Below are 21,310 nucleotides of genomic sequence, written 5' to 3' on the forward strand. Positions count from 1 at the left end.
TAGAAAAGTTTAAAGTTTAATTTTTTATATGTACTTTTTGGACTTTTAAAGTAGGTAAAACAATCCTAAAAGTTGTTCCTAAGTCTATTTCAGAGCGAAGTACAAATATTTTACCTTTGTGATAATTCTCTATGATTCTCTTAGCGAGGGTCAATCCTAAGCCCCAACCGCGTTTTTTAGTAGTGAATCCCGGTCTAAATACAGTTTTTAGTTTAGACTTGGGGATACCCTTACCCGTGTCTTTGATGTCTATTACCAAATGCTTATCGTCTTTGGTATGACTTACGTAGATGTCTATATCTCCCACTCCATTCATAGCATCTACCGCATTTTTGCAGATATTTTCTATTACCCACTCAAAGAGCGATTTATTCATTGGTACGGGAAGTTCGTCATCTTTGATATGTAATAAAAAACTTACTTTACTCGATACTCTTTTTTGCAAATAATTTACACACTCCTCTAATACTTCTTTGATATTTTCCGTTTTCAAGGCAGGTACAGAGCCAATACTTGAAAATCGAGCTGTTATGGTTTCAAATCTTTTTACATCTTTTTCCAATTCCTCTACTATCTCCTCTCCAATATTCTCATCTAATCTCATGTACTCTACCCAAGCTATCAAAGAGGAAAGTGGTGTACCTAACTGATGGGCAGTTTCTTTGGCAAGTCCTACCCAAACCCTATTCTGCTCTGCCTTACGCGAGTAGCTAAAAAGAGAATAGACTAAGATAAAAAATATCAAAATGACTGTCAGTTGGACATAGGGAAAATAGCGCAACTGATTGACCAAAGAGGAGTTTTTGTAATAAACATACTGTTTCATATTTGAGGCAGAATCCAAAGTAAGTACGATAGGAGGGTGTTCTTTTTTCATTTTCTCAATCTCCTCCTCCATTAATTTTTTTTTCATTTCTGTTTCTTGGGGAAGGTCAAGATTGCGACTATCTATAGGAACGCCGTCTGCATCTGCCAACACCACAGGAATAGAATTATTAGAAGCAATAATCTCCTCCATTAAAAAATTGAGATTTTCGCTTGGTTCTGCATTAGCCAAAAACTCCTGCCCCTTAGCAAATAGGGCAATTTGTTTTTCTTCTTGGATTAAAAGCCTATTTACCAAAGAGTTGGTATATATAATGGAAGCTATCCCTATCAAGATAGCTATGCTGAGAAGCACCCAGTTGACCAAAGGACTACGCTCATAAATATTTATCATTGCAGCAGTTGATTAATTTGCTCTCTTAGTTTTTGTTTAGTATCCATAATATTTTTTACCTCGTCAGAAATTTGTCCTAATTTTTTAACATCTTTCAAAATAGGCAATTTGAGTTCATAAAATCTTTCACCAACAGTAGAGATTGTACCTTGAATAAAGGTATATTTTTTGATTTGCTTCTGCACTATGGGTAGATTGAGTAAATACAGTAGATAATAAGCATTTATAGAATCATTTTTCAAAACTCTTATTTTAAGTAAATGGCTCTGAATAATAATCTTTTCGTTTTCTTTTGAAACAATAGCACTTCTACCTATCAAAAAAGTGCCGTCTTTTACAAACAAAATATCATTTTCTTTCACATCTTGTTGTTTTTTATACTGCTCATATACCTCTTGGGGTACACACTTAATAGGGTCAATTTTGAGTTCCCAATTTACAATATCACTTGTACGGATAAAAGGAATATCTCCTTTTCCATAAAATTGTGAGCCTATTTCGTTGCCACGTTTGATTTGAATGACTTTTTCATTCACTAAGTCCTGAATTGTTTTTAATTCAAATTCCTTGGTCTTTTCTAAAGCATCTAAATCTTGTTGCAGCTCAGGGTCATAGTAATCGGGAATAAAAACGGAGTTTTTTATTTTTGAAAAAGGTACAACAAAACCTAAATGAGAAAAATCATTTAAGTGAGAATTTTGAAATAATTTGTATTTTTCAAGCACTAAAACCAGTTCATCATCAATGATTTTATTTCCGTTTTCATCTAAGATAAAAGTTCCATCTTGATTGATTTTATAAATTTCTTTACCATTTTTATTATGCCCACAAGTATTGGCAATACCCATAAAAATAGGATAATCTTTTTCAGGTTTTCCTTTTCTAACAACTAAAATACTTGTTTTAAAATGTGTATTGGGCTGAAAAGTCTCAGAAGGTGTACTGATAATAGCCTCAACCGTAGCACATTGTAAAAGATAGTTCCAAACATAACGGTCTGTCGGATTACCAAAAGTTCCTTCGGGTAATACCATTGCCATTCTTCCCCCCTCTTTCAAAAGTTGCATACACCTTTCTATGAACAATATCTGAGGTGGCTGTTCTGTTTTAAGTTTCCCTTTTTCTAATTGATTGTTTCTATTTTTCCACTCGTAAGCCAATTCAAACTGTCTTAATTTTTCCTCACCCTTTACTTTTATCTTTTCTCCAAAAGGCGGATTAGTCAAAAGCACATCAAAAGTTCCTAATTGGATTTTGTTGCGTGTTTCTGCACGCCAATTTTCAGGTAGTTCTAAACTATCTTCACAAAAAATACCTGTTGTGCCGTCCCCTACCAAATTCATATAGGCTTTGGCTACCTTGCTCAAAAAATAATCTTTGTCAATACCCCTAAAGTTTTTGGTAGCAATGTCAATTTTCTTTTTCTCAATATCGGCTTCTCTCCAGCCCAATTTTTTGTATTTCTGTTCGACTTGTTCCCAAACAAATCTTAGGGCATCTATCAAGAAACCACCACTACCACAAGCGGGGTCAATAATTTTATCGGTTTCGGTAGGTTGCAAAATCTCTACTATCATTTTTACCACGTTGCGAGGCGTAAAAAACTGCCCTTGTCCACCCTTCAAGGCGTGTCCAATAAAAGTTTCAAAAGCATCTGCTATTACGTCTCTTTCACTATTCATTAGCGAATAGTTTTGTAATTCACCTACCACATAAACGATAGAGTTAGTATCCAAACTAATACGGTCTTCGTCGTCTATTACTTCGGGAAGGTTTGTTTTTACTTCTTTGAATAAATCCAAAATCCGTCTTTCAACTTCTTTGGGCTTTTCGTCAATACCTGCCCGAAATTTCACGATTTGGTCAGGTGCAGTATATTTTTCGTCATAGAGTTTGCAAAAAATCAAGTTAATAAGTTGTTGGGCTAAAACCTCATCACGAGTTGCCCCTACGGTGTTGGCGGCTAAATGATTGCGAATAGATTTGAAAATGGCTTTGAGGTTGTGTGTAGGTTTCAGGTCTTGGCGTGTGAATTTGCCTATGTCCTCTATGCGTTGCCCAAATTGCGGAATGTTGAGAATTTCCTCAAAAACAATTTCACCATTCTGTTTCACAAACTTGCGAATAAAAATTCGTTCTTCACCATTGAACCAAACGCCAAGATGGGCATTGGATAGAGTGAGATAGTTTTCAAGTTGTGTTCTACCATCTTTACGATTTTTCTTTTTGCACTCTACTACTATGTAAAGTTCGTTTTCGTCTTTTTTGTCATTTTTGAACACAGCAATATCCACAGGATACTCTTTTTTAGTATCCGAAGGACGAGCTTTTACTCTATGTTGTGGGTGTGTTTGCATATGAGTTTTGGGGTATCCGTAGTCCTCTACAAGTTGCCTTGCAAACACTTGTACCGCCTCTATTTCTTCGGGTGTAGATTTGATTTCCAAGCCTGATATAAAGTCTGTGATTGTATTTTCTAAGTTTTTTGCCATATTTATTGATTTACAAGCAAAGATATAAAATAAAAATGAATTTTTATCAACTTTGTTTTGGTGTTGGTTATTCTAAAGTATCAGCTAACCGCAGCTTTGCGAAACCTGTCAGGAGTGAGTATAACAAACAAATGGAAAATAAAATTAAGCAAAAAAACAAATGTGAATAATTCACAAAAAATTAATTTTTGGATTAGAATTTGTTTTCGTAGTTTTGCACCCAAATTAGATTTTAAGCTTTTAATAAATTGATTTTCAAAGCGTATTTTTATGCTTTATTGAACTTTTTTATTAAACACTTTCTTTCTAATCTAAACTAAAGCATTTACAACTAAACTACTTTGATAACAGTGAAAAAGATTTACCTCATTAGGCATGGCGAAACCTACTATAATCAATTGGGCTTGGTGCAGGGCAGCGGTATAGACTCGGACTTGAACGAATTGGGCTGGCAACAGGCTAAGGCTTTCTATCAAGCCTATAAGAATGTTGCTTTTGATAAAATTTATACCTCTACCCTGAAGCGTACGCATCAAACGGTCTGGGATTTTATTGTCAAAGGGACACCTTGGCAACAACTTGCTGGGCTAAACGAAATGGGCTGGGGACACAGAGAAGGCAGGTCTATTACCCCTCATGACGACTATGAGTACCAACAAATTTTGACTGCTTGGCGCAACGGCGAAATGCACATCAGACCAGAAGGTGGAGAAAGCCCTTTAGATGTACTTGAAAGACAGAAAGTTGCTTTGCAACACATCTTAGAGAATGATGACGAAAATACCATACTGATTTGTATGCACGGTAGAGCGATGCGCATTTTCTTGTGCTTACTTTTAGATATTCCTTTGAAAGATATGGACACTTTTCCACATTCTAATACATGTTTGTATATGCTCAATTATACCATAGATGGTAACTTTGTATTAGAATTGGCTAATGATACTTCGCATCTGATAGGAATAAAAAAAGAAATCATGCTAACAGTAGAAAGACCGTAGGCTGTTTGTGTAGGTCGGGAAGCAGTTTTTTTACCTTCTCATTTTTCCATTCTTTGACCTTCTTTGTTTTAATGTATTCATTCTCACAAGTTAAATTGCTTGCTACGCAAAGATAAGTTTCCTCCCAAAGATGTTCTATCAGACTTTCTAACATCGAGTTATTCCTGTATGGAGTTTCTATAAAAATTTGAGTTTGTCTTTTTTGCTTTGACTCCTTTTCTAAGGTTTTAATCACTTTTTCTCTATTATTTTTTTCTATGGGCAAATACCCTTGAAAGGCAAAAGACTGTCCATTCAAGCCAGAAGCCATCAAAGCCAGCAAAATAGAAGAAGGCCCCACCAGAGGAATTACTTGTATATGATGTTTATGTGCATAGTTTACAGCCAAGCTACCAGGGTCAGCTACAGCAGGGCAGCCCGCTTCCGACATTAACCCCACATTTGCCCCTGAAGGAATTTTCTTGAAATTCTCCCCTACTTCTTTTATTTCTGTTTTCTTGTTTAACTCGAAAAAAGTCATTTGAGAAATATCCCTGCCTGTTTTCAGGCTACTAATGAAACGGCGTGCAGTGCGAATCTCCTCTACAAAATAATAATCAGTAACTAAAATTACTTCTTTGATTTGTGGAGAAAGTGTATGTAAACTATTCTCTGACAAAGGAATAGGTATGAGGTACAACTTCATAATAAGTATGTTCTTAAACCAGCATAAAAAAATAGCTTTGCCCAATCAATTAGCAAAGCTATTCATTATTTTTTGATTATCTATACAACAGGAGGCGGAGGTGGTACTGGAGGCGGTACGGAAGCAAAAATACTGGCTAAATGAGGCACTTGACCCGCAGCTGTCCAACTTGCCATGCCTTGCGACCACACCAAAGATTGTTGATTTAACTGTCCTGCTTGGAACATTTGCTGTAACTGAGCAAGATTGAAAGGTCCTGTTTGTTGTCCGTTCACTGCTACATAAAAAGAAGGCATGGGGGGAGGCGGATTCTGATTTCCTCCTTGCCCACCTACCATATTATTTAGCATATTCAAACCTACACCTACACCTACCAAATCACCTAAATTGCCTCCGCTCGTATTATTACCCATATTCCCAAGTGCTTGCCCACCTTGATACTTCATGTATTGGTCTAAATTTCCTAATACCCCCATACTACTGCGTTTATCTAACGCCGCTTCTACTTCTGGTGGCAAAGAAATATTTTCTATCAAGACCTTAGTAATTTCTAAGCCATATTCATTAAAATCATCTTTGATTTGCTCTTTGATGTACTTGGAAAACTCATTGTAGTTTGCAGCCATGTCTAATACAGGGATTTTACTTTCCCCGATGATGTCAGTAAAACGAGTAACTACCAAATTTCTTAATTGGTCGGTAATTTGGTCAGCGGTAAATTCTGCATTTGTACCTACTATTTCTTTCAAAAATTTCTCTCCGTCCGTAATACGAATAGCGTAGCTACCGAATGCCCTCAATCTAATCGGACCGAACTCAGGGTCTCGGAGCATAATGGGATTTTTCGTTCCCCATTTTCTATCTACAAAGTTTTTGGTACTAACAAAATACACTTCTGCCTTAAAAGGGCTATTAAATCCATATTTCCAACCTTTTAAAGTGCTAAGAATAGGAAGGTTTTGTGTAGTGAGGGTATAAGTTCCTGCTTGAAAAGTATCCGCAATTTGTCCTTCATTCACAAAAATAGCTACCTGCGACTCTCGCACTATCAACTGCGCCCCATTTTTTATCTCATTCCCTTTGCGTTCAAACCTATATACCATCGTATCTTGGGTATTATCTAACCACTCGATGATATCTATAAACTGACCAGTCAATTTGTTCCAAATTCCCATAGTGTTTTTAGTTTAAGATGGTTAAAGTGAAATGCTTACCTAAAAAATCTATTTGTAAGATGCTTTACTTTATAAACCTTTGTCAATCAAACTATTGCCAAGTAAAATTATGTAATTTCTATTATTCGTCTATAAGTACGCCTCTTAGTCTTTTTCAATTTTAAACGAAAATGCTAAATAAAACTGAGAAAAGCAAGTTTAGTGTTACTTTTAGATAAGCAATTCCCTAAATCACCTTAATTATTCCCACCTACTCTCCTCTGTACGTCATCTATAGAAGTTTTGCGCTGGCGAGCAGGTTTGATTTCATTCCTACCGAAGTTGTAGGTCAAAGTCAGGCGGGCTACTCTGGTTTCCCATTTGTTATAAATATTGCTGTTAAGCGTTCCTTGACTAATTAACATCCTGTTATTGCGTGTGTTGAATACATCTGTTACGCTGGCTCTCAGGCGCATTTTCCCATCCATGAGGCTGTGAGAAAGCCCCATATCGATTTGGTACTGTTCACTGAAATTAAATATTCCATAAATCATAGCCGATTGGTAAAACCCTGTGAGTTCCAACTTAGTAGCTTTGGTCAAAGAGAAAGTGTTAGTAACATTGCCAATCACGCTAAACTGTGAGTTGTCTATGAAAGTGCCATCTGTAAAAGGCGATTTGATTTGATTATATACTCCTGTCAAGTTTATGTTTGCCATCCACCATTTTTGCACAGGAATAGGGCTGGATAGCGTCAGGCTATAGCTTTGGAAATCGTTGAGGTTTGCCATAGTCGCAAAGTTAGCTTGGGAAACATTGTCTTGCTCAACGATTTGTGTCATAGCGTTTTTCGTTTTATTATAGCTCAAACTTGCCGTTGCTGCATTTTTGAAAGAGTAAGTCAAACTATAAGAGTTGGTAAATTGTGGATTCAAAAATGGATTGCCTTTTTGGTAATTGTATTTATCTAAGAAATAGATAAATGGATTCAAAGACTGGTAATCTGGACGGTCAATTCTTCTACTTAAAGAAAGTGAAAAATTGTGGTTCTTCCCTACCACATACGAAGCACTGATGCTCGGGAAAAGATTGAAATAATCTCTTTTGTTGCGCTGATTCATGGTCGCAGAGTAGCCGTCGGAGTTAGTATGCTCCCCTCTCAACCCTGCTTGCACAGAGAAAGTTTTGCTAAACTGTTTGCTCAAATTCACGTAAGCGGCATTGATATTTTCCGTATATTCGAAAGTATTGCTACGCTGAGGGTCGTTTGCCCAGTCTGCATCTTGCTTGGTCATAAAGTCTAAGTTATTGTCCGTTACTACCCAGCTACTTTTTGCACCTACTTCTAAGTTCAGATTATTTTTCAAGCCTATAGAGTAATCTGCTTTGAAAGCCTTGATGTCTATGTTGGCATCTGTTTTCATTTTTACATACAAAGGATTAATGACATTTTGCGTTTCTCCATTGCTGAAGACATTGGTAAGCAGTTGATTGCCATCACGTTTCCAATGAGAGTAGTCTGCATCAAAAGTCAGCTCTCCCTTGCCAACTTTTTGCTTGATATTAAAATTAGCCGCAATATTATTCCACTTATCGCCTATATCCACAGAAGTAGCCATTTTATCATAAGGATTAGGGTTTAAGCCAGACAAGCGAGTTCTGTTGTCATTATTCCCATTCCAAGAGCCAAAGTTACCATTGACCATTACCCCTATGGTAGTCTTAGGGCTAACTATGTAGTCTATGCCTGCTCTGAAGTTGTGGTTATCTCGCCAGTTTATCATTTCATTATTTTGTTGAAAAATCGTCAGTTCATCTCGTAAGGGAACTGTGCGATAAAAGTCAAGTTCTTGAAAACGCTTGTTATAGTTGTAATTATAATTACCAAAAGCATTAAATTTCTTTTGACGATAGTTTAGTGTCCCCCCTACTCCATATTTTTCAAAGCGACCATAGCCCGTATTTAAGTTCAAACTGCCATTTGCCCCCAAAGTCTTATCTCTTTTAAGTTTGATATTGATAATCCCTGCATTACCTGCCGCATCATATTTGGCAGAAGGATTTTGCATTACCTCTATAGATTCGATATTATTAGCAGGGGTGTTTTGCAATAGTCTGCTTACCTCATCAGCAGAAAGATAGGTCAGTTTGCCATCTATCATTACGCTTACATTTGGACGACCTTTGAGGCTGATTTTTCCATCTTGGTCGACATTGACACCCGGAGCTTTGGAAAGCACATCTAAGGCAGTCCCACTTGACAAGATAGGGCTACTCTCTACGTTCAAAACTATAGCATTATTCTTTACCTCAATCATGCTTTTTGCCGCACTTACGCTTACCTCTTTGAGTTGGGTTGTTGCCAGGCTCAAACTTATTGTTTCTAACTGCACGTCAGCGCCGCTAAACTCAAAAGGTTGAGAAAAATGCGTTTGGTAGCCGACCATGCGAACAGACACCAAATATTTTCCCGAAGCTATTTTTTCAAAACTATATTTTCCTGTGTTGGCATCACTTACTGCCCCTTTCACCATAGAGGAGTCGGCGGATTTGAGCAAAAGTACATTGGCAAAAGGTAAAGGTTTGGCATTTTCATCTAAAACTGCCCCAGAGATAGACTGGGCAAAAGAATAAGAAGCCACCAATAAGAGGCTAAAAATCGCTGTAAGCGTTCTCATTGTATCTAAAAAGTTTTAAGTTTTTATATAATTTTAAGTTAATACTGATTTAACAATGAAAATGCCAATTTTTTAAAATATTGATTATCAAAAATTTAAATACAAAACAATTTAATTGATTGTTCAGAAACGAACAGGGAGATGTACGATTTGTAAACAAGGTAGTGGGTAATGCAAGGAATGTTTGAGCAAGTAAGGAAATAGCCTTATGTTTTATTTCAATTTTTTATAAAAGTACAAGTCATGTTGAGGCAAAATGTGTGGGTGAAAAATTTTAACTAAGTCTTTTAGCACTATATCTGGACGTGCCACTCCCAGTTCCCAATACGCTATCCCTCCTCCTTCATTCACTTTATTGTTATTATTAAAAATATTACCTTTTTTCATAGCATCAAACTCTATAAAGCGGGTATCCAAATTTTTAAGTTCTTGCAGAGATTGAAAATCACTTACATTAAGCCAAAAATCTGCTTTCTGAGCTGCTTGAAAAACAGATTCTATGCTCATAGGAATACTCCCGCGTGTACTATCTTGCTCAAAAATATAGTTTGCTCCCGCATCTTGGATTAATTTGGCTACAAAACTACGCCCTCCTGCTACATACCAAGTTCCCCCGTAGGGAATATTAGTAAAAACTGACGGCTTATTAGCTTCTTGCCTCGCCAAGGCAGAGGTCGCCAGATATTCATTTTCTATCTCATTAAAAATACTATCCGCCTCTCTTTCCTTGTCCAAAAAAGCAGCAAAAAATTTAATCCATTCTGCCTGTCCGAGAGGACTTTCTTCTAAGTATTCTGAATTGATAGCTATTTTTACGCCTGCTCTTTGCATTTCTTGGTAAGACTTGTCTGCCTCATTCATCATATAGGCGATTACTAAGTCAGGTTGCAAATCTAACATCACTTCCAAGTTAATACCATTCTCTTGCCCAACTTCTTTGATTTTTCCTTGTTTGATTAGCTTAGCGATAGAAGCAGTAGAAACATATTTACTACCAGCAAAACCCACAATTTTCTCACTTTCTCTTAATAAATCGACAAAAGGGGCATGGGTAGTGGATAGACAGATGAATTTTTGGATGGGGACTTCTACCACAACCTCATCTGTAAGGTTTTGAGGCATCTGTTGTCCTTGTTTCAGAAGTATGTATCGGAATGTCTTTTTAGCATTTTTCCATGCCTGATGCACTGTAAGTATTTTATAATCTTTGGCTTTTGTGATGCTAAAACCCTTTGCATGTTTTATCTGAGTAGGAAAAGTTTGAATCTCCTCCTTTTCTCGCTTTTCAGTTGCACACCTACTAAATAAAAAAACCATTAAAACTATGAAAGGCAAAAAAATATATTTCATAGGTAGTGAAAATTATTGATAATTAGGCTAAACAATAAAAAAGCTACCTGTAAATAGGTAGCTTTCAAGAGTGTATCACTATCAAGATTAGTTTTCGTTCTCCGATATTTTTTCCTCGACTTTCTCAGTTTCCTGAAGTGTTTTTTCGTTTGTAGAAACTACCTCAGCAACCGCTACCTGCTCAGATGTTTTCCCTTTACCTCTGCGGCTGCGTCTTGTACGCTTACCAGCTTTGCTATCAGTAAGTAAAAGTGTATTATAATCTACTAATTCCATCATACACATTTCCGCATTATCCCCCTGTCTATTACCAAGTTTAATGATTCTTGTATAGCCACCAGGTCTGCTTGCTATTTTTTGTGCTACCTCATCAAAAAGCACCTTCACAGAATCTTTATTTTGCAAATAAGAAAATACTATTCTACGAGAATGTGTACTATCTACTTTAGCTTTTGTAAGCAAAGGCTCTACATATTTCCTTAATGCTTTTGCTTTAGCTACTGTAGTAGTAATTCTTTTATGTATGATTAAGGAAGATGCCATATTAGAAAGCAATGCACTTCTATGGCTTGCTGTTCTTCCCAAATGATTAATTTTTCTACCGTGTCTCATTTTTTAAAATTATTAGGAAATCTAAAATTTAGTCTTCATCAAGTCTGTATCTGCCTACGTCCATTCCAAAGTTTAAGCCTTTGTCTGCCACTAATGCTTCCAACTCGGTCAAGGACTTTTTACCAAAATTCCTAAATTTCATCATATCTGAAATTTCTAACTGCACCAAATCCCCCAAAGTACGAATATCTGCCGCTTTCAAGCAATTATAAGCACGTACAGAAAGGTCAAGTTCGGTAAGAGGAGTCTTAAGCAACTTACGCATGTGTAGTACTTCCTCATCTACAGTTTCTTCTTCTTCTGGTTTAGCAGTTTCAAAAGTCATCGTCTGGTCAGAGAACAGCATAAAGTGCTTGATTAAAATATTTGCTGCTCCTTTCAAAGCGTCTTCTGGGTGAATAGAGCCATCTGTTTCCACTTCAATAACCAACTTTTCATAGTCTGTCTTTTGCTCTACCCTTGTATTCTCTACATTATATCTAACATTTTTGATAGGAGTAAAGATAGCATCTACTGGAATATAGCCAAAACTTTGCTCTACAGCTTTGTTTTCTTCTGCTGGCACATAGCCTCTACCCTTGTCAAGGAAAAGTTCCACTTCAAAACCCTTAGAGGAATCCAAATGACAGATTACATGGTCTGGATTCAGCACCTGAAAATCTGTAGAAAACTCTCCAATATCGCCAGCCCTAAATACATCTTTATTACGTACTTGAACGGTAATTTTGGTAGATGGAGCATCTACTAACCTTTTAAATCTTACCATTTTCAAGTTCAAAATAATCTCAGATACATCTTCGACAACCCCCTCAATCGTTGAAAACTCATGTAATACGCCAGAAATTTTGATTCCGATAATTGCGTAACCTTCTAAAGAAGATAAAAGGATTCTACGAAGTGCGTTACCAATAGTAACACCATAACCTTTTTCAAGTGGCTTGAACTCAAACAACCCTTTAAAGTCATCTGCTTTTTCCATTACCACCTTCTCAGGCATTTGAAATGCTAAAATGGACATATTAATTTTCCTATTAATTTTTTAAATTCAATAATGAACTATTTGAAACCTAAACAAGTAGCAAATATAGAAAAGATTTTCACAATTTATTAAAAAGTTTCTCTATTACTACTTCTATCTATTAGAACGGGTACGCAAAATACAACCTTAGTAAACAAGCAATAAATTACTTAGAGTACAATTCTACGATTAATTGCTCTTTGATATTTTCTGGAATTTCCTCACGTTCAGGGAAATTGATAAATTTACCTTCCATATCGGCACTATTCCATTCCAACCATGCAAACTTGTTGAGTCTGCCAGAAAGAGATTTAGTAATTGCCTCTAAGGATTTAGACCTCTCTCTTACACTTATCACATCGCCTGGTCTTAAAGAGTAAGAAGGAACATTTACCACTTCTCCATTTACTTGAATGTGCTTATGACTTACCAGTTGGCGAGCCGCTCTACGCGTAGGCGCAATACCAAGTCTGTAAACTGTATTGTCTAACCTTGCTTCTAATAACTTGAGCAAATTAGCCCCTGTAACGCCAGACTTACGAGATGCAATATGAAAAGTCTTTCTAAATTGTCTTTCTAAAACACCATACAAGTATTTTGCTTTTTGCTTCTCAGCCAATTGTACGGCATATTCTGAGCTTTTCTTGCGCTTATTTTTCCCATGCTGACCTGGGGGATAATTTTTATTTTTTAGAGCCTTAGAAGGACCTAAAATAGGTTCGCCATATTTCCTTGAAATCTTGGACTTAGGACCTGTATATCTTGCCATTTTAATTAAAAATTAGTTACTTAAATGTGTTGCGTCTTGGTTATTTCACCAAGATTCAGCTTCCAACACTTATTAGATAAAATTAGAAAAAGATTATACTCTACGTTTCTTAGGGGGACGGCATCCATTGTGAGGCAATGGAGTAATATCTTTAATTGTAGATATTTCTATACCAGTACTTTGGATAGTACGTATCGCAGACTCTCTACCCGCACCTGGTCCTTTGACAAATACTTCTGCCTTGCGCATACCTAAATCGTATGCTACTTTTGCACAATCAGCAGCGGCTAATTGAGCGGCATAAGGTGTATTTTTCTTGGAACCCTTGAAGCCCATTTTCCCCGCAGAAGACCAAGCTACTACCTGACCCGCCATATTAGTAATAGCAATGATGATATTATTAAATGAGGCTTTGATATGTACTTGACCTACGGATTCTACTTGTACGACCCTTTTCTTTGCCTTATCTTTTCTTTTTTGTGTTTGTTGTGTTGCCATTTTTCAGAAAAGCATTAAATTTTATTTCTTAGCTGCAGCCTTCTTCTTGTTAGCTACTGTTTTACGTTTACCTTTACGAGTTCTTGCATTATTCTTAGTACTTTGCCCTCTTACAGGAAGTCCTTTACGATGACGAAGTCCACGATAACAAGCAATATCCATCAAACGTTTTATGTTTAACTGAACTTCAGAACGAAGCTCACCTTCCACTTTAAACTCAGTAGAGATAATATCTCTAATAGCTTTTGACTCAGCGTCATTCCATTGAGAAGCTTTCTTATTTACATCAATTCCTGCTTTATTTAATATTTTAGTTGCAGAAGAACGACCAATGCCGTAGATATAAGTAAGTGCTATTTCTCCTCTTTTATTATCTGGAATATCTACACCTGCAATTCTTGCCATAAATAAATGTGTTTAAAAATTAGCCTTGTCTTTGTTTATACTTTGGATTCTTCTTGTTGATGACATAAAGTTTACCCTTCCTACGGATAACCTTGCACTCTGCACTTCTTTTTTTAATAGATGCTTTTACTTTCATCTTATTTCAAAGTTAAAATGTGAAAATCCTAAAAAAACAGATAAATTCTTATTTGTACCTATATACTATCCTTCCCTTAGTAAGGTCGTAAGGCGTCATTTCCAACCTAACCTTATCACCAGGCAATATTCGTATGTAGTTCATACGCATTTTACCTGATATATGAGCTAAAATTTGATGCCCATTTTCTAACTCTACTCTGAATCTTGCGTTTGACAACGCCTCCACAATTATTCCGTCCAACTCGATATTTGCTTGTTTCGGCATATAGTTTTAGAATTTATCCAAATTATAAAATTACGCAACCACTACATTTTGCCTACCCTTCACACTACCTGTTTGCATCAAACCTTCGTAATGCTTCATGAGTAAGTAACTTTCTATTTGTTGCAAAGTATCAAGAATAACACCTACCATAATGAGCAAAGAGGTTCCACCATAGAATTGAGAAAACTCCTGACTTACTCCTGCCATACTTGCAAAAGCAGGCATAATTGCTACTATTGCAATAAACAAAGCAGCTGGGAATGTAATTCTATCTACTATATTATCTATGTACTCGGCAGTAGGTTCTCCCGGCTTCACTCCCGGTACAAACCCCCCATTTCTTTTCATGTCTTCGGCAATCTGTTTCGGATTTACCGTAATGGCTGTATAAAAGAAAGTGAACAATATAATGAGTATCGCAAAAGATAAGTTATACTGCCAAGAAGTAAAATCTGCAAAGGTAGTCGCAATGTAATTTGCTGTATCATTTGTATCCTGAAAAGCAGAAGCTACTAACGAGGGAATAAACATCAAAGATTGAGCAAATATAATAGGCATTACACCCGCAGAATTAATTTTAAGAGGAAGATAAGAACGCTGACCTACCACAGGTTTCTTGCTTGGTGCATTCTTTGCCCCAGCCACTTGTTTTGCATACTGCACAGGAACTTTACGAACTGCTTGGGTAAGCAAAATCACGCCCATGACTACGAAAAACAATGCTATCAACTCCAATAGGAATAACAACAACAAAGAAGAACCTCTTGATACTGCTTCAGCTATCAAGGCACCAGGGAAGCGGGAAACAATACCAATCATAATTAGCATAGAAATACCATTGCCAATTCCCTTATCTGTAATCTTCTCGCCGAGCCACATACAAAAAATAGTACCAGAAGTAAGAATAATCATTGATGAGATAATAAAGAAAGACCTATCTATCATGATTGCTTCTGGTGGAATAGTCCCTGCTATATAGGCAGAGGCTTGTACGAAGGTAATCAAGATTGTAAGCACCCTCGTAATCTGATTAATCTTTTTTCTACCAGACTCTCCTTCTTTCTGCATTCTTTGGAAATAAGGAACAGCAACGGTGAGTAGCTGAATCACAATAGAAGCAGAAATATAAGGCATGATACCAAGAGCGAAGATAGATGCTCTTGAAAAGGCTCCACCCAAAAAGGTATTGAGCATATCAAAAAAGCCTCCACTTACTCCTCCAGCCAGCTGTTTGGTATCTAAACCTGGAAGTACAATGTAACTGCCTAATCTAAATATAACCAGCAATAACATTGTAGTAATGATTCTTCCTCGAAGTTCTTCGATAGAAAAGATATTTTTTATCGTAGTGATAAATTTTTTCATGACCCAATTTTTGTTGCTTTTCCGCCTACTTTTTCTATTTGTTCGATTGCAGAAGAAGAGAAAGCATGAGCGACCACCTCAACACCTGCACTTAAAGTACCTCTTCCAAGAATTTTAATTTTATCGTTCTTCGAAGCAAGACCATTTAAAACAAGCAGTTCTACATCTACTTTGTTGGCATTAGTCTTTTCTATAAGTTGCTGAATTACATCTATATTTATCGCCTTATACTCAACCCTATTTGGATTATTAAAGCCGTATTTGGGGATTCTCCTTTGCAAAGGCATCTGACCACCTTCAAAGCCAAGCTTTTTAGAATAACCAGAACGAGATTGCGCTCCCTTATGTCCTCTTGTAGAAGTTCCTCCTTTTCCAGAACCCTGCCCCCTGCCTAAGCGTTTATTTTTTCTTACTGAACCTTCTGCAGGTTTCAATGTATGTAAATTCATAAGGATTTTAATTTAAGCTTGAGATTAAATTTTAAGTTGCGTTGTACCGCCCGACCTTATACCTGCTCTACTTTGACTAAGTGAGCCACTTTACGAACCATACCCATAATCTGAGGAGTAGCATTTTTTTCTACACTATGGTTGATTTTACGTAAGCCCAATGCCTTTACTGTTAGCTTTTGGTCTTTGGGTCTTTTAATAATACTCCTCACTTGTGTAATTCTAACTTTGTCCATAGTTATTAACCATTGAATATTTTAGATAAAGACACTCCTCTTTGTTGAGCTATCATACGTGGGTCTCTCATTTTGCTCAAAGCGTCAAAAGTAGCTTTCACCACGTTATGAGGGTTAGAAGAACCCTTAGACTTTGCTAAAACGTCTGTAATCCCAGCGGATTCTAACACAGCACGCATAGCACCACCAGCAATTACTCCTGTACCGGCTGCAGCAGGCTTCAACAAAACCTTACCTGCACCATACTTACCGATGATTTCATGAGGTACAGTACCTCTCATAATAGGAACTTTAATCAAGTTTTTCTTTGCATCATCGATACCTTTAGCAATTGCGTCAGTAACCTCATTGGCTTTGCCCAAACCATACCCTACTACTCCGTGTCCGTCTCCTACTACTACGATAGCGGCAAAACTAAATCTACGACCACCTTTTACTACTTTAGCTACTCTTTGGATTGCTACTACACTTTCCTTAAGCTCTATTTCGCTTGCTTTTACAGACCTAATATTTACTTGCGACATATCTTATTATTAAATGTAAGTTAAAATTTAAGTCCTCCTTCTCTTGCTCCCTCAGCCAAAGCCTTTACTCTTCCATGATATAAATAGCCATTTCTATCAAACACTACTCTATCTATACCATTTTGTAGGGCTTTCTCAGCTAATTTTTTACCCACTTCTTTTGCAATAGACATATTCACCGACTTTTCCTTAGAGATTTCCAAAGAAGAAGCACTTGCCAAAGTATGTCCTTTGTTGTCATCTATCAACTGTACATAAACAGCTTTATTGCTTCTGTAGATTGATAGGCGAGGCAGAACAGCCGTGCCGTTAATCTTAGCACGGATTCTTTTTTTGATTTTATTTCGTCTTAGGACTTTATCTGTAACCATTGCTCTATTACATTAAAAATTACTTCTTACCACCTGCAGATTTACCTGCTTTTCTACGAATAGCCTCATTTTCAAACTTCACACCTTTACCTTTATAAGGCTCTGGAGGTCTGAGCGATTTAATCTTCGCCGCTACTTGACCAATAAGTTGCTTATCTATACCTTGCAAAATAATAGTAGGAGCTTTCCCCTTTAAAGTTTCAGTAGAAACTTTGATTTCACTTGGGATTCCCATATAAATGCTATGAGAGTAGCCAAGACTAAGTTCTAACACCTGACCAGTATTAGAGGCTTTAAAACCTACACCCACTAATTCAAGTCTGCGCTCATAACCATTCGTTACTCCCTCTACCATATTAGCAATCAATGCTCTATAAAGACCATGTAGAGATTTATGACGTTTTTGATTGGTTGGACTTTTGACGACCAGTTCCTCATTTTCGATACCAATCTCTATATCAACGTCAACCTCTTGTTTTAAAGTGCCTTTAGGTCCTTTCACAGTAATTACATTGTCCTTAGAGATATCTATTGTTACACCCTTAGGTATAGCAATCGGCTTTTTACCAATACGAGACATCTGTTTATAAATTTAAAATTCTTAACGCCTTTATTAAAATATATTAATAGATGTAGCAAATCACTTCACCACCTATATTTTGCTCTCTTGCTTCTTTGTCGGTCATCAAACCTCTGGAAGTAGAGATAACAGCAATCCCTAAACCATTAAGCACTCTTGGAAGTTCGTCTGCTTTCACGTATTTTCTCAATCCCGGCTTGCTTACCCTTTCTAAGTGTATCATAGAAGCGAGTTTAGTAACAGGATTGTACTTTAACGCAATTTTGATAATGCCTTGCCCATCAGAGTTATCAAATTTATAACTTTGAATAAACCCTTTCTCATGAAGCACTCTCGTTATCTCCTTTTTTATTTTAGAAGACGGAATTTCTACTACTCTGTGCCTTGCTTTGATTGCATTTCTTAGCCTTGTCAAATAATCAGCTATTGGGTCTGTCATTGTATCATTACTTTTATTACTTCTTAACCAATCATTTTTTGTGTTTTATCTTAGTTATTTGGAAGAGCAACACAAAAAATTTTTACATTTCACACTAAGATTAAGATTTCTCAGCAATTACCAACTTGCTTTAGTAAGTCCTGGAATCTTCCCATCTACAGCCATTTCTCTAAAAGTTACCCTTGAGATACCAAACTTTCTCATGTATCCTTTCGGTCTGCCTGTAAGTTTGCATCTATTATGCAATCTTACATAAGAGGAATTTCTTGGAAGAGCATCTAAGGCTTTATAATCACCTTCTTCTTTGAGTTTTGCTCTTTTCTCAGCATATTTTGCTACCAATTTCGCTCTTTTGCGTTCACGCGCTTTGACTGATTCTTTTGCCATACAAAGTTATTTTTACTTTTTGAAGGGCATTCCTAATGCCTTTAATAATTCGTAACTCTCTTCGTCTGTTTTCGCAGTAGTAACAAAGGTAATATCCATACCAGAAATCTTGCTTACCTTATCTATACTGATTTCAGGGAAAATAATTTGTTCTTTCACGCCCAAGGTATAGTTTCCTCTGCCATCAAACCCCTTATCATTAATTCCTTTGAAATCACGTACTCTTGGAAGAGATACTGTAACCAATCTGTCTAAGAACTCATACATACGTTCTGCTCGTAGCGTAACTTTTGCTCCTATTGGCATATTCTCACGTAGCTTAAAGTTAGAAATCGCTTTCTTAGAACGTGTGGCTACTGCTTTCTGCCCTGTAATCGTTGTTAATTCTTCTACCCCCACATCAACCAGTTTCTTATCTGAGGTTGCTTGACCAATGCCTTTATTGATGCAGATTTTAACCAATTTAGGCACTTGCATAGGAGATTTGTAGTTAAACTTTGCTTGCAAAGCAGGAACTACCTCTTTCAAATATTTCTCTTTTAATCTTGGAGTTGCCATTGTTATCAGTTTTTAATTATCTCACCTGACTTTTTAGCGTATCTTACCAGTTTCACCTTCCCTGTTTTAGCATCTTTCTCTTCTTTTCTGCCAATTCTGGTAGGTTTTCCTGTCTTAGGGTCCACCAACATCACATTACTGATATGGATACCCAACTCTTTCTCTATGAAACCACCCTCAGGGTTATCATTAGAAGGTTTTACTGCTTTCTTAGCAATATTCAAGCCTTCTACAATCACACGTTGCTTATCTCTAAGAATTTTAGTAACGATGCCAGTTCTACCTTTTTCATTACCTGCGATTACGATTACTTTATCGCCTGTGCGAACGTGTAATTTTTTATGCTTAGGAATCTCAAGCTTCTTCATAATTATTTCTTCTATTATAAAACCTCTGGAGCAAGAGATACGATTTTCATAAACTGCTTCTCACGCAATTCGCGTGCAACAGGTCCGAAAATACGCGTGCCACGAGGCTCGTCTGATGCGTTTAATAAAACTACTGCGTTATCGTCAAATCTTATATAAGAACCATCCTTGCGGCGCACCTCTTTCTTCGTTCTTACTATCACAGCCTTAGAAACTGTACCTTTTTTCAAGTTACTTGATGAAAGAGCAGATTTTACTGTTACTACTACTTTATCCCCCACAGAAGCGTATTTACGCTTTGTACCTCCAAGTACACGAATAACAAGTACTTCTTTTGCACCACTGTTATCTGCCACATTTAGTCGGGACTCTTGCTGTATCATGTCTTTAAATAGTTTATGCTAAACTTACTTAGCTTTTAAAAATCAAAACCTTATATTACTTAGCTCTCTCAACAATTTCTACCAGCCTCCAACACTTATTTTTGCTTAAAGGACGAGTTTCCATAATTTTTACGGTATCTCCCTCGTTGCACTCATTTTTCTCATCGTGAGCCATGAACTTAGTAGTCTTTTTCATAAATTTACCGTACTTAGGGTGCTTTACCTTCCTTTCTACGGAAACTACTATGGACTTGTCCATCTTATTACTTACTACTAAGCCTACTCTTACTTTTCTAAAATTTCTTTCCATGAGTCAAATCTTAACAATTTATTGCTTTTGCTTATGATTGCTTTTGCTTTTGGGTCAATGCTGTTAGTAAACGAGCCACTTGCCTTCTTAAAGTGCGAATTTGCATTGGGTTTTCAATAGGTGCAAGACCGTGAGAAAACTTCAATCTCTGCAACTCTCTCTCTGTTTCGTTTATCTGTTGCTGCAACTCAGCTACGGATAATTCCTTGATGTAATCGTACTTTTTCATAAATCGAAATTAGTTTTGACCTGCCAATGTTCTGTTAATAACAAACTTAGTAACCACTGGGAGTTTTTGAGAAGCTAAATTCAATGCTTCCTGAGCCAACTCTTTACTTACTCCTTTTATCTCAAAAAGGATGGTACCCGGCTTGATAGGGGCTACCCAAAACTCTGGCGAACCCTTACCTTTACCCATACGAACCTCTGCAGGCTTTCTTGTCATTGGCTTGTCAGGGAATATTCTCATCCATACTTGCCCTTCTCTTTTCATGGCTCTGGTCATAGCGATACGAGCCGCTTCTAATTGGCGAGCAGTGATGAACCCTTCCTCCAAAGACTTTATTCCAAAATCACCAAAAGCAAGAGAAAAGCCTCTCGTTGCCAGTCCCTTTACTCTTCCCTTTTGCTGTTTCCTATATTTAGTTCTTTTTGGCTGTAACATAGTTTTACATTTTTTTTAGTCCTCTATTAAAATTTTTTCCGAGAACTCACCCTTAAAAATAATCACTAACTTAACTGCATCAATATAAAAACCCTTCAATGACAGCATGAAACCTTCTGTCTTGGGAAATCAATACTTTACTGAAACCAAATATAAAGTTTATTTTTCAGTAGGACTTATGTTCATGTCTGCACTTATTTTAAGTAATGAACACAGTATCCTTTGCTATTGCTTATGTTTTGGGACTGCAAAGGTAGGAAAGAAAAACAATATTGCAAACATTTATGCAAAATATTTTACACAATATTGTTATTTTTTTGGATTTACAAAAAAGGAAGCCTTACACGTTATTGCATAAGGCTTCCTTTCTTTGGTAGGAACGAAATAATTAC

29 protein-coding genes are annotated in these 21,310 nt (G+C 36.7%); 2 read left to right on the forward strand and 27 right to left on the reverse strand.

The annotated features are described in order from the left end of the window. Positions 1 to 16: 16 nt before the first annotated feature. Both BM141_RS15215 and BM141_RS15220 read right to left on the reverse strand, forming a co-directional pair. Positions 17 to 1,219, reverse strand: a complete 1,203-nt coding sequence (locus BM141_RS15215) for a sensor histidine kinase (protein WP_091548163.1) — start codon at positions 1,217 to 1,219, stop codon at positions 17 to 19. Next, positions 1,216 to 3,711, reverse strand: a complete 2,496-nt coding sequence (locus BM141_RS15220; protein WP_091548165.1) for an N-6 DNA methylase — start codon at positions 3,709 to 3,711, stop codon at positions 1,216 to 1,218. Before BM141_RS15220 ends, BM141_RS15215 begins: the two co-directional genes overlap by 4 nt. A gap of 350 nt (positions 3,712 to 4,061) precedes the next feature. Here BM141_RS15220 and BM141_RS15225 point away from each other — a divergent pair, with 350 nt between their 5' ends. Next, the gene (locus BM141_RS15225; protein WP_317039466.1) at positions 4,062 to 4,712 is read left to right on the forward strand and encodes a histidine phosphatase family protein; all 651 of its coding nucleotides are present in this window, start codon (positions 4,062 to 4,064) and stop codon (positions 4,710 to 4,712) included. On the opposite strand, the gene BM141_RS15230 is transcribed toward BM141_RS15225, so the two are convergent. From BM141_RS15230 to rplP, 25 genes are all read right to left on the reverse strand, one after another. Beyond that, positions 4,687 to 5,397: an SAM-dependent methyltransferase gene (locus tag BM141_RS15230; protein ID WP_091548232.1), complete on the reverse strand. Its 711-nt coding sequence runs from the start codon at positions 5,395 to 5,397 to the stop codon at positions 4,687 to 4,689. The genes BM141_RS15225 and BM141_RS15230 overlap by 26 nt on opposite strands. An 80-nt stretch (positions 5,398 to 5,477) precedes the next feature. Next, positions 5,478 to 6,572 carry an SPFH domain-containing protein gene (locus tag BM141_RS15235; protein ID WP_091548167.1) on the reverse strand — a complete coding sequence of 365 codons (1,095 nt, stop codon included), beginning with the start codon at positions 6,570 to 6,572 and terminating at the stop codon, positions 5,478 to 5,480. 236 nt (positions 6,573 to 6,808) lie between these two features. Next, complete coding sequence (locus BM141_RS15240; protein WP_091548169.1) at positions 6,809 to 9,229, reverse strand: TonB-dependent receptor; 2,421 nt, start codon at positions 9,227 to 9,229, stop codon at positions 6,809 to 6,811. A 213-nt stretch (positions 9,230 to 9,442) separates the two neighbouring features. Then, positions 9,443 to 10,579: an ABC transporter substrate-binding protein gene (locus tag BM141_RS15245; RefSeq protein ID WP_091548170.1), complete on the reverse strand. Its 1,137-nt coding sequence runs from the start codon at positions 10,577 to 10,579 to the stop codon at positions 9,443 to 9,445. Positions 10,580 to 10,666: 87 nt separating this feature from the next. Continuing rightward, positions 10,667 to 11,191, reverse strand: coding sequence for a 50S ribosomal protein L17 (gene rplQ / locus BM141_RS15250; RefSeq protein WP_091548172.1), 525 nt, complete (start codon positions 11,189 to 11,191; stop codon positions 10,667 to 10,669). A gap of 28 nt (positions 11,192 to 11,219) precedes the next feature. Then, positions 11,220 to 12,209, reverse strand: coding sequence for a DNA-directed RNA polymerase subunit alpha (locus tag BM141_RS15255; RefSeq protein ID WP_091548174.1), 990 nt, complete (start codon positions 12,207 to 12,209; stop codon positions 11,220 to 11,222). A gap of 166 nt (positions 12,210 to 12,375) precedes the next feature. Continuing rightward, positions 12,376 to 12,978 (reverse strand): 30S ribosomal protein S4, encoded by a 603-nt coding sequence (gene rpsD / locus BM141_RS15260; RefSeq protein WP_091548176.1) that lies wholly within the window; start codon positions 12,976 to 12,978, stop codon positions 12,376 to 12,378. Positions 12,979 to 13,071: 93 nt separating this feature from the next. Then, positions 13,072 to 13,476 (reverse strand): 30S ribosomal protein S11, encoded by a 405-nt coding sequence (gene rpsK / locus BM141_RS15265; protein WP_091548178.1) that lies wholly within the window; start codon positions 13,474 to 13,476, stop codon positions 13,072 to 13,074. A 21-nt stretch (positions 13,477 to 13,497) separates the two neighbouring features. Further along, positions 13,498 to 13,881, reverse strand: coding sequence for a 30S ribosomal protein S13 (gene rpsM, locus BM141_RS15270; RefSeq protein WP_091548180.1), 384 nt, complete (start codon positions 13,879 to 13,881; stop codon positions 13,498 to 13,500). 19 nt (positions 13,882 to 13,900) lie between these two features. Further along, positions 13,901 to 14,017 (reverse strand): 50S ribosomal protein L36, encoded by a 117-nt coding sequence (rpmJ, locus tag BM141_RS15275; RefSeq protein ID WP_028523604.1) that lies wholly within the window; start codon positions 14,015 to 14,017, stop codon positions 13,901 to 13,903. A 48-nt stretch (positions 14,018 to 14,065) separates the two neighbouring features. Further along, complete coding sequence (infA, locus tag BM141_RS15280) at positions 14,066 to 14,284, reverse strand: translation initiation factor IF-1 (RefSeq protein WP_091548183.1); 219 nt, start codon at positions 14,282 to 14,284, stop codon at positions 14,066 to 14,068. A gap of 30 nt (positions 14,285 to 14,314) precedes the next feature. Continuing rightward, positions 14,315 to 15,649, reverse strand: coding sequence for a preprotein translocase subunit SecY (secY, locus tag BM141_RS15285; protein WP_091548185.1), 1,335 nt, complete (start codon positions 15,647 to 15,649; stop codon positions 14,315 to 14,317). Beyond that, positions 15,646 to 16,098 carry a 50S ribosomal protein L15 gene (gene rplO, locus BM141_RS15290; RefSeq protein ID WP_091548188.1) on the reverse strand — a complete coding sequence of 151 codons (453 nt, stop codon included), beginning with the start codon at positions 16,096 to 16,098 and terminating at the stop codon, positions 15,646 to 15,648. The genes secY and rplO overlap by 4 nt, the downstream gene beginning before the upstream one ends. A gap of 56 nt (positions 16,099 to 16,154) precedes the next feature. Then, a complete protein-coding gene (gene rpmD / locus BM141_RS15295) occupies positions 16,155 to 16,334 on the reverse strand; it encodes a 50S ribosomal protein L30 (RefSeq protein ID WP_091548190.1) in 180 nt (59 codons plus the stop codon). Positions 16,335 to 16,339: 5 nt separating this feature from the next. Continuing rightward, positions 16,340 to 16,858 carry a 30S ribosomal protein S5 gene (gene rpsE, locus BM141_RS15300; RefSeq protein ID WP_091548191.1) on the reverse strand — a complete coding sequence of 173 codons (519 nt, stop codon included), beginning with the start codon at positions 16,856 to 16,858 and terminating at the stop codon, positions 16,340 to 16,342. A gap of 20 nt (positions 16,859 to 16,878) precedes the next feature. Beyond that, complete coding sequence (rplR, locus tag BM141_RS15305) at positions 16,879 to 17,229, reverse strand: 50S ribosomal protein L18 (protein WP_091548193.1); 351 nt, start codon at positions 17,227 to 17,229, stop codon at positions 16,879 to 16,881. 19 nt (positions 17,230 to 17,248) lie between these two features. Next, positions 17,249 to 17,809: a 50S ribosomal protein L6 gene (rplF, locus tag BM141_RS15310; protein ID WP_091548195.1), complete on the reverse strand. Its 561-nt coding sequence runs from the start codon at positions 17,807 to 17,809 to the stop codon at positions 17,249 to 17,251. Between the two features lie 43 nt (positions 17,810 to 17,852). Further along, entirely contained in the window at positions 17,853 to 18,248 is a 396-nt protein-coding gene (gene rpsH, locus BM141_RS15315) for a 30S ribosomal protein S8 (RefSeq protein ID WP_091548197.1), read from the reverse strand. 117 nt (positions 18,249 to 18,365) lie between these two features. After that, a complete protein-coding gene (gene rpsN / locus BM141_RS15320) occupies positions 18,366 to 18,635 on the reverse strand; it encodes a 30S ribosomal protein S14 (protein ID WP_091548199.1) in 270 nt (89 codons plus the stop codon). Between the two features lie 12 nt (positions 18,636 to 18,647). After that, positions 18,648 to 19,193 carry a 50S ribosomal protein L5 gene (gene rplE / locus BM141_RS15325; protein ID WP_091548201.1) on the reverse strand — a complete coding sequence of 182 codons (546 nt, stop codon included), beginning with the start codon at positions 19,191 to 19,193 and terminating at the stop codon, positions 18,648 to 18,650. Between the two features lie 5 nt (positions 19,194 to 19,198). Then, on the reverse strand, positions 19,199 to 19,561 hold the full coding sequence (rplX, locus tag BM141_RS15330) for a 50S ribosomal protein L24 (RefSeq protein ID WP_091548203.1): 363 nt from the start codon (positions 19,559 to 19,561) through the stop codon (positions 19,199 to 19,201). A gap of 14 nt (positions 19,562 to 19,575) precedes the next feature. After that, positions 19,576 to 19,944: a 50S ribosomal protein L14 gene (gene rplN, locus BM141_RS15335; RefSeq protein ID WP_091548205.1), complete on the reverse strand. Its 369-nt coding sequence runs from the start codon at positions 19,942 to 19,944 to the stop codon at positions 19,576 to 19,578. 55 nt (positions 19,945 to 19,999) lie between these two features. Next, on the reverse strand, positions 20,000 to 20,254 hold the full coding sequence (rpsQ, locus tag BM141_RS15340) for a 30S ribosomal protein S17 (RefSeq protein ID WP_091548207.1): 255 nt from the start codon (positions 20,252 to 20,254) through the stop codon (positions 20,000 to 20,002). 31 nt (positions 20,255 to 20,285) lie between these two features. Further along, positions 20,286 to 20,483 (reverse strand): 50S ribosomal protein L29, encoded by a 198-nt coding sequence (gene rpmC / locus BM141_RS15345; protein ID WP_091548209.1) that lies wholly within the window; start codon positions 20,481 to 20,483, stop codon positions 20,286 to 20,288. Positions 20,484 to 20,492: 9 nt separating this feature from the next. Further along, entirely contained in the window at positions 20,493 to 20,918 is a 426-nt protein-coding gene (gene rplP / locus BM141_RS15350; protein ID WP_091548211.1) for a 50S ribosomal protein L16, read from the reverse strand. Between the two features lie 106 nt (positions 20,919 to 21,024). Here rplP and BM141_RS15355 point away from each other — a divergent pair, with 106 nt between their 5' ends. Further along, positions 21,025 to 21,276 (forward strand): hypothetical protein, encoded by a 252-nt coding sequence (locus tag BM141_RS15355; protein WP_091548213.1) that lies wholly within the window; start codon positions 21,025 to 21,027, stop codon positions 21,274 to 21,276. The last annotated feature ends 34 nt before the right edge of the window (positions 21,277 to 21,310 follow it).

It is taken from the genome of Thermoflexibacter ruber (genome assembly GCF_900113045.1).
Classification (GTDB): Bacteria; Bacteroidota; Bacteroidia; order Cytophagales; family Thermoflexibacteraceae; genus Thermoflexibacter; species Thermoflexibacter ruber.

Excerpts from the sequence above, each read along its gene's own strand:
- secY (WP_091548185.1), bottom strand. The coding sequence starts at position 15,649 with ATGAAAAAATTTATCACTACGATAAAAAATATCTTTTCTATCGAAGAA.
- BM141_RS15215 (WP_091548163.1), bottom strand. The coding sequence starts at position 1,219 with ATGATAAATATTTATGAGCGTAGTCCTTTGGTCAACTGGGTGCTTCTC.
- rpsQ (WP_091548207.1), bottom strand. The coding sequence starts at position 20,254 with ATGGAAAGAAATTTTAGAAAAGTAAGAGTAGGCTTAGTAGTAAGTAAT.
- rpmC (WP_091548209.1), bottom strand. The coding sequence starts at position 20,483 with ATGAAAAAGTACGATTACATCAAGGAATTATCCGTAGCTGAGTTGCAG.
- BM141_RS15355 (WP_091548213.1), top strand. The coding sequence starts at position 21,025 with ATGAAACCTTCTGTCTTGGGAAATCAATACTTTACTGAAACCAAATAT.
- rpsE (WP_091548191.1), bottom strand. The coding sequence starts at position 16,858 with ATGTCGCAAGTAAATATTAGGTCTGTAAAAGCAAGCGAAATAGAGCTT.
- rplE (WP_091548201.1), bottom strand. The coding sequence starts at position 19,193 with ATGGCAACTCCAAGATTAAAAGAGAAATATTTGAAAGAGGTAGTTCCT.
- rpsH (WP_091548197.1), bottom strand. The coding sequence starts at position 18,248 with ATGACAGACCCAATAGCTGATTATTTGACAAGGCTAAGAAATGCAATC.
- rpmJ (WP_028523604.1), bottom strand. The coding sequence starts at position 14,017 with ATGAAAGTAAAAGCATCTATTAAAAAAAGAAGTGCAGAGTGCAAGGTT.
- rpsM (WP_091548180.1), bottom strand. The coding sequence starts at position 13,881 with ATGGCAAGAATTGCAGGTGTAGATATTCCAGATAATAAAAGAGGAGAA.
- rpsN (WP_091548199.1), bottom strand. The coding sequence starts at position 18,635 with ATGGCAAAAGAATCAGTCAAAGCGCGTGAACGCAAAAGAGCGAAATTG.
- rplO (WP_091548188.1), bottom strand. The coding sequence starts at position 16,098 with ATGAATTTACATACATTGAAACCTGCAGAAGGTTCAGTAAGAAAAAAT.
- rplP (WP_091548211.1), bottom strand. The coding sequence starts at position 20,918 with ATGTTACAGCCAAAAAGAACTAAATATAGGAAACAGCAAAAGGGAAGA.
- BM141_RS15235 (WP_091548167.1), bottom strand. The coding sequence starts at position 6,572 with ATGGGAATTTGGAACAAATTGACTGGTCAGTTTATAGATATCATCGAG.
- BM141_RS15240 (WP_091548169.1), bottom strand. The coding sequence starts at position 9,229 with ATGAGAACGCTTACAGCGATTTTTAGCCTCTTATTGGTGGCTTCTTAT.
- rpsK (WP_091548178.1), bottom strand. The coding sequence starts at position 13,476 with ATGGCAACACAACAAACACAAAAAAGAAAAGATAAGGCAAAGAAAAGG.
- rplF (WP_091548195.1), bottom strand. The coding sequence starts at position 17,809 with ATGTCTCGTATTGGTAAAAAGCCGATTGCTATACCTAAGGGTGTAACA.
- BM141_RS15245 (WP_091548170.1), bottom strand. The coding sequence starts at position 10,579 with ATGAAATATATTTTTTTGCCTTTCATAGTTTTAATGGTTTTTTTATTT.
- rplR (WP_091548193.1), bottom strand. The coding sequence starts at position 17,229 with ATGGTTACAGATAAAGTCCTAAGACGAAATAAAATCAAAAAAAGAATC.
- rplQ (WP_091548172.1), bottom strand. The coding sequence starts at position 11,191 with ATGAGACACGGTAGAAAAATTAATCATTTGGGAAGAACAGCAAGCCAT.
- infA (WP_091548183.1), bottom strand. The coding sequence starts at position 14,284 with ATGCCGAAACAAGCAAATATCGAGTTGGACGGAATAATTGTGGAGGCG.
- rplN (WP_091548205.1), bottom strand. The coding sequence starts at position 19,944 with ATGATACAGCAAGAGTCCCGACTAAATGTGGCAGATAACAGTGGTGCA.
- BM141_RS15230 (WP_091548232.1), bottom strand. The coding sequence starts at position 5,397 with ATGAAGTTGTACCTCATACCTATTCCTTTGTCAGAGAATAGTTTACAT.
- rplX (WP_091548203.1), bottom strand. The coding sequence starts at position 19,561 with ATGAAGAAGCTTGAGATTCCTAAGCATAAAAAATTACACGTTCGCACA.
- BM141_RS15255 (WP_091548174.1), bottom strand. The coding sequence starts at position 12,209 with ATGTCCATTTTAGCATTTCAAATGCCTGAGAAGGTGGTAATGGAAAAA.
- rpsD (WP_091548176.1), bottom strand. The coding sequence starts at position 12,978 with ATGGCAAGATATACAGGTCCTAAGTCCAAGATTTCAAGGAAATATGGC.
- BM141_RS15220 (WP_091548165.1), bottom strand. The coding sequence starts at position 3,711 with ATGGCAAAAAACTTAGAAAATACAATCACAGACTTTATATCAGGCTTG.
- rpmD (WP_091548190.1), bottom strand. The coding sequence starts at position 16,334 with ATGGACAAAGTTAGAATTACACAAGTGAGGAGTATTATTAAAAGACCC.